Raw genomic sequence first — 5,399 nt, 5'->3', positions numbered from 1 at the left:
GCCGCCAATGTGTTCGCCGTGACCGGGGTCGCTCACGCGGTCGGCTCGACGACGTGCCTGGGGAGTTCGTCGATCAACTACTCGCCCGGATTGACATTCACTCCGCGGACGGTGCAGTACAGCGAGTCGGACACGTTCAGCAATTGCGTGTCGACCGACCCGACGTTGACTGCCGGGGCCTCCTCGAGCAATATCACGTTTCCGGACGCGTCCTGCCTGGCGCCGCCCGGAGTCTTCGAGGATCCGGCCTACACCATCGACTGGAACAACGGCCAGCACAGCGTCATCGACCTGACCTTCACCGATGTCGTCGTCGGCGGCACCGAGCAGGTCACCGGCACGGGTCCGGTGATCAGCGGTGCGTTCCAGGGCGGGAACGCGACCATCGTCTGGGTCTATCCCGTCCTGAACTCGCTGCAATGCCTGACCACCCAAGGGGTGACCAGCCAGTCCGGCCCGCTCACCGCCCAGATCACCGCACCGTGATGCGATGAATGCGTCCTTCCCCACGGATGGTGTGGGGAAGGACGCATTCATCGCACTTTAACTACTGAACTGTGCAGGCCGTTCCGTTCAGGGTGAACGAGGTCGGCTTGGCGGTGTTGCCGGTGTGCGTGGCCTGGAAGCCGAACCCGCTCACCGTGCCACCGTTGGCGGGGATCATCGCGTTGAAACTGACGTTCCGCGCGGTGACCTGGCCCGAGGTGGGGGTGTAGGTGGCGTTCCAGGTGCTGGTGATCACTTGGCCGGCGGGCAGGGTGAACACCAGGGACCAGCCGTTGACGGCGGTGGTGCTGTTGTTGGTGATGGTGAAGTTCGACGTGAACCCGGTGTTCCAGGCGTTCTGGTCATTCCGCACCGTGCACCCACCCGGCGGCGGGGGTGGGGGAGGCGGCGGCGGTGGCGGGGTGCCGCCGAGGGTGAGCCGCAGGATGCGGTCATCCCCGGCCCGTGGGGTGCCGCGGCCGTCGGTGTTGTTGGTCAGCAGCCAGAGGGAGCCGTCCGGCGCCGCCGTGACCAGGCGGAGCCGGCCGAACTGGCCGTTGAAGAACGACACCGGTGTGCCGTCCAGGGCGCCGTTGTTCACCGGGACGGCCCAGAGCCGCTGGCCGCGCAGGGCCGCGAGCCAGACCGTGTTGCTGGCGAACGCGATGCCGGACGGTGAGGCCTCGGCGGTGGTCCACTGCGTGATCGGGTCGACGAAGTTGGGGTTGCCGGCCCGGCCCTCGACGGTTGGCCAGCCGTAGTTGCGGCCGGCCTGGATGAGGTTGAGCTCGTCCCAGGTGTTCTGGCCGAACTCGCTGGCCCACAGCCGGCCGGCGCCGTCCCAGGCGAGACCTTGGACGTTGCGGTGACCGAGGCTGTACATCCGGTTCCCGGCGGTCGGGTTGCCCGGGGCGGCCGCGCCGGTCGGGGTCACCCGGAGGATCTTTCCGTTGAGGGAGTTGGGGTTCTGCGAGTTGGCGGAGTTGCCGGCGTCGCCCGTGGAGATGTAGAGCAGACCATCCGGCCCGAACGCCATCCGGCCGCCGTTGTGGATGGTGTTCTTGGCAATGCCGGAGACGATCACCTGAGGCGTGCCGAGCGTGGTGTTGAACGGCATGCGGACCACGCGGTTGTCCCCGGAGGCGGTGAAATACGCGTACACGAAGCGGTCGGTGGCGAAGGTCGGCGCGACGGCGATGCCCAGCAACCCGCCTTCGCCGCCGGGCACGACACCGGGAACGGTGCCGACCGAGGTGGCCGTGCCGTTGGCGATCCGCTTGATCTGCGCACTGTCGCGTTCGGACACCAGGGCCGAGCCGTCCGGCAGGAAGGCCAGACCCCACGGTGCCGTCAGGCCGGTCACGATGGTGCTGGCGACCTGCGGGGTCGGTGGCACGGCCTGGATGACGACCGGATCGGCGGCCGGCGCCGCGGCCGAGCCGATCGCCATCGTGAGCGCGGCGAGGGTGGCGGTGGTGGCCATTCGGTACATTGCGCTCACCCCACCGTGCACGCGGTGCCGTTGAGCGTGAACGAGGTCGGTTTACCCGAGTTCCCGGTGTGGGTGGCCTGGAAGCCGAACCCGCTGACCGTGCCGCCGTTGGCCGGGATCGCCGCGTTGAAGCCGACGTTGCGGGCCGTCACCTGCCCGGAGGTCGGGGTGTACGTGGCGTTCCAGGTCGAGGTGATGTTCTGGCCGGCGGGCAGGGTGAACACGAGCGACCAGCCGTTGATCGCGGTGGCGCTCCTGTTGGTGATGGTGAAGTTGGACGTCAGGCCGGTGTTCCAGGCGTTCACGTCGTCGCGCACGGTGCAGCCACCCGGCGGCGGGGGCGGAGGAGGAGGCGGCGGGGGCGGCGGGGCGCCGTCCGTGGTCACCGAGAACGAGTTGACCGCGAGCCCGGCTCCGCCGACCCACGGCTCGAAGCCGGCCTGGATGCTGGTGAGGAACCAGTTCCGCTGGGCGCGGCCGCGGTTGACGGCGTCGGAGTAGAAGTCGTTCACGGCGAAGTTCAGCGAGGTGGCCGTCGAGGTGCGCACGTAGGACACGACGTTCCAGCCGGTGTTGCCGAACCAGACATCGAAGTTGCTGCCGGCGATGGTCGCCGTGCCGATCGGGGAGCCGATGGGTTGGATGGAGCCCTGGCGGTTGAGCCAGACCATGATCTCCGCGCCGGTGTTCTGGCCGGTCGTTCTCGCCGTGGGATCGAACCAGATGTCGTAGGCCGCGTCGAAGGTCCCGGAGCCGGGGTAGGTCATGCTCACGCTGGTGCGGATGTTGGCGAAGGCGGTCGTGTTCGCCTGCAGCGGCAGCCCGCTGCCGGACGAGCAGTTGCCGAAGTGGCAGCCGAAGTACACCGACGGGTACGACGCCGGCGCGCCGTTGGTCGCCTTGTTGTGGTCGGCCCTGGTGACGTTGAAACCGTTTGCGGTAGTGTCGATGCACTGGGCGGTGTCCGCGCCCCACACGTTGTTCTGAACGTTGTACCGTCCACCTTGGATACTCAAGGTGCCGAACTTCTCGCAGGTCACCACGGCTTGTGCCGGTGTCACCGTGACGAGCATCCCCCCTGTCAGCGCGCAGGCCGTGATCACGGCCCCGATGAGACGCCTCATGCGCAACTCCTCCTTGACTTGCGGCAGGCAGAGATCCCATTCTGGGAGCGCTCCCAGAGATGCTCTCTCATAGTCACCCAAGCGCTACGTCATGGCAACACCCGCGCTCGCGGACGGAACGAACCGGTTCATAAATCGATCAAGAAAACAAGGAGCTGTTCCGCTCACTACTCAACTTAACCGGTTGTGTTACCGATTCGTGTCCGACTACGCTGGCCGGAGGTCGCCGTCACGTGCGCTGCGACGGAGGTAGATCGTGAAGAAAGGGATCGCATTCGTGGGCGGGGTGCTGCGCCGGCACACGCGGCCGTCGGGCTGCACGTCAGCGGCACGCAGATCGTCGAGGGCAACGGCAGCAACTTCATCATGCGCGGCGTGAACCATCCGCACGTCTGGTTCCCGCAGCAGACCAGCTCGTTCGCCAACATCAAGAGCTTCGGCACCAACACCGTGCGGGTGGTGCTGGGCAGCGGCCAGCGCTGGGGCCCGAACCCGGCGAGCGAAGTGACCAGTGTCATCGCCCTGTGCAAGCAGAATCGGCTGATCTGCGTGCTCGAGGCGCACGACACCACCGGGTTCGGCGAGGACGGCGCGGCCGCCACCCTCGACCAGGCGGCCAGCTACTGGATCAGCGTGGCGAGTGCCTTGCAGGGCCAGGAGAACTTCGTCGTCATCAACATCGGCAACGAGCCGTTCGGCAACAACGCGCAGGTCAACACCGGCTGGGCGAGCGCGACGACCAACGCGATCCGGCGGCTGCGCACCGCCGGGCTGCAGCACCTGATCATGGTGGACGCCCCGAACTGGGGCCAGGACTGGCAGTTCGGCATGCGGGACAACGCGGCCGCGGTGTTCGCCAGCGACCCGCAGCGGAACACGGTGTTCTCCATCCACATGTACGCCGTGTTCAGCACCGCCGCGTCGATCACGTCCTACCTGGACGCGTTCCGCACCGCCGGCCTCCCCCTGGTGATCGGCGAGTTCGGCGCGTCCTTCCCCGGCGGAGACCCCGACGAGGACACGATGATGGCCCAGGCGCAGGGCCGCGGCCTCGGCTACATCGGCTGGTCGTGGAGTGGGAACAGCGGCGGCAACGAACCGCTCGACATGGTCCTCAACTTCAACCCGGCCACCCCCACCGCCTGGGGCACCCGAATCCTCAACGGCGCCAACGGAATCCGCCAAACCTCCCGGGAAGCCACCATCTACAGCGGAGGAATGCCGGACAACACCCCGCCGACCGCGCCCGGCACCCCGAGCGTGTCCGGCGTGACCTCTTCCGGCGCCAACCTGTCGTGGGCCGCGTCCACCGACGCCGGCGGCAGCGGCCTCGCCGGCTACAACGTCTACCGCGAACAGGGCGCCACGGACCCGATCCTGTCCTCGCCGACGACGAACTCGGTGACGCTGACCGGTCTCACCCCGTCCACGCAGTACCAGGTGTTCATCCGCGCCCGGGACGGCGCCGGCAACCTCTCCACCCCGTCCGCGGCGATCACGTTCACCACGCAGGCCGGCCCCACCGGCACCTGCCGGGTGACGGACACCGTCAACGCCTGGAACACCGGCCTGACGTCCAACTTCTCCATCACCAACACCGGCACCGCGGCGATCAACGGCTGGTCCCTGGTGTTCACCCTCCCCTCCGGACAGGTGATCACCAACGGCTGGAACGCCACGTACACCCCCACCTCCGGCCAGGTCACCGCCCGCAACGTCAGCTACAACGGAGTGATCAACCCGGGCGCCACCGTCGGTGACTTCGGCTTCCAGGCCACCCACACCGGCAATTCAAGCAAGCCAACCGCGTTCACCCTCAACGGCTCCCCCTGCACGATCAGCTAAGGGTCAACGACAGCTAACCCATCACGGACCCGACCCGGCGTTCCCCGTCGTCGTAGGCGTGGGAGCACGGGTCGTGGTCGTGGTGCTGCTGGTGGTCGTCGAGGAGCCACCGGTCAACTTGACGGTCGATGCCGGTCCGCGCAGGTTCTGGTGCACCACCAGTTGGGCACTTCGGGTTCCCTTGGCGCCGGGTGTGAACCGCACCGTGATCGTGCACGACTCACCTGGATCGAGGGCTAGGCCGTCGCAGCCGTTCTCCTTCAGTGCGAATTCGTTCGCATTGGTCCCCTTGAACTCTAAGCTGGTGACCTTCAATGGTGCGCTACCCACGCTGCGTACCACTATCGGCGAGCATTCCCGGGTCACTCCGACCTTGACGAAATTGCACGTGATGGCGGTGGAGATTTGGATCTTCACGGGATCCGGCTGGGGCGGTGGTTCGGCCGCGTTCA

Annotated in this window: 5 protein-coding genes; 2 read left to right on the top strand and 3 right to left on the bottom strand. The window is 67.4% G+C overall.

Annotated features, from left to right (window positions below):
* The coding region (locus VGR06_RS03295) for a hypothetical protein (protein WP_327557429.1) at nt 1-486 on the top strand (486 nt) is incomplete at its 5' end.
* Between the two features lie 61 nt (nt 487-547).
* Here the strand turns inward: VGR06_RS03295 and VGR06_RS03290 are convergent.
* Nucleotides 548-1,969: a PQQ-dependent sugar dehydrogenase gene (locus VGR06_RS03290; protein WP_327557428.1), complete on the bottom strand. Its 1,422-nt coding sequence runs from the start codon at nt 1,967-1,969 to the stop codon at nt 548-550.
* Between the two features lie 14 nt (nt 1,970-1,983).
* Nucleotides 1,984-3,102, bottom strand: a complete 1,119-nt coding sequence (locus VGR06_RS03285) for a GH12 family glycosyl hydrolase domain-containing protein (RefSeq protein WP_327557427.1) — start codon at nt 3,100-3,102, stop codon at nt 1,984-1,986.
* 186 nt (nt 3,103-3,288) lie between these two features.
* On the opposite strand from VGR06_RS03285, the gene VGR06_RS03280 reads away from it, so the two are divergent.
* On the top strand, nt 3,289-4,947 hold the full coding sequence (locus tag VGR06_RS03280) for a cellulase family glycosylhydrolase (RefSeq protein ID WP_327557426.1): 1,659 nt from the start codon (nt 3,289-3,291) through the stop codon (nt 4,945-4,947).
* A 21-nt stretch (nt 4,948-4,968) separates the two neighbouring features.
* On the opposite strand, the gene VGR06_RS43770 is transcribed toward VGR06_RS03280, so the two are convergent.
* Nucleotides 4,969-5,277 carry a choice-of-anchor D domain-containing protein gene (locus VGR06_RS43770; RefSeq protein WP_414637140.1) on the bottom strand — a complete coding sequence of 103 codons (309 nt, stop codon included), beginning with the start codon at nt 5,275-5,277 and terminating at the stop codon, nt 4,969-4,971.
* Nucleotides 5,278-5,399 lie beyond the last annotated feature (122 nt).

It is taken from the genome of Actinophytocola sp., from assembly GCF_036002505.1.
In the GTDB taxonomy this organism is placed as follows: domain Bacteria; phylum Actinomycetota; class Actinomycetes; order Mycobacteriales; family Pseudonocardiaceae; genus DASYTH01.
The sequence above is the reverse complement of the archived record's forward strand: the minus strand, read 5'-3'. Positions and strand labels throughout refer to the sequence as shown.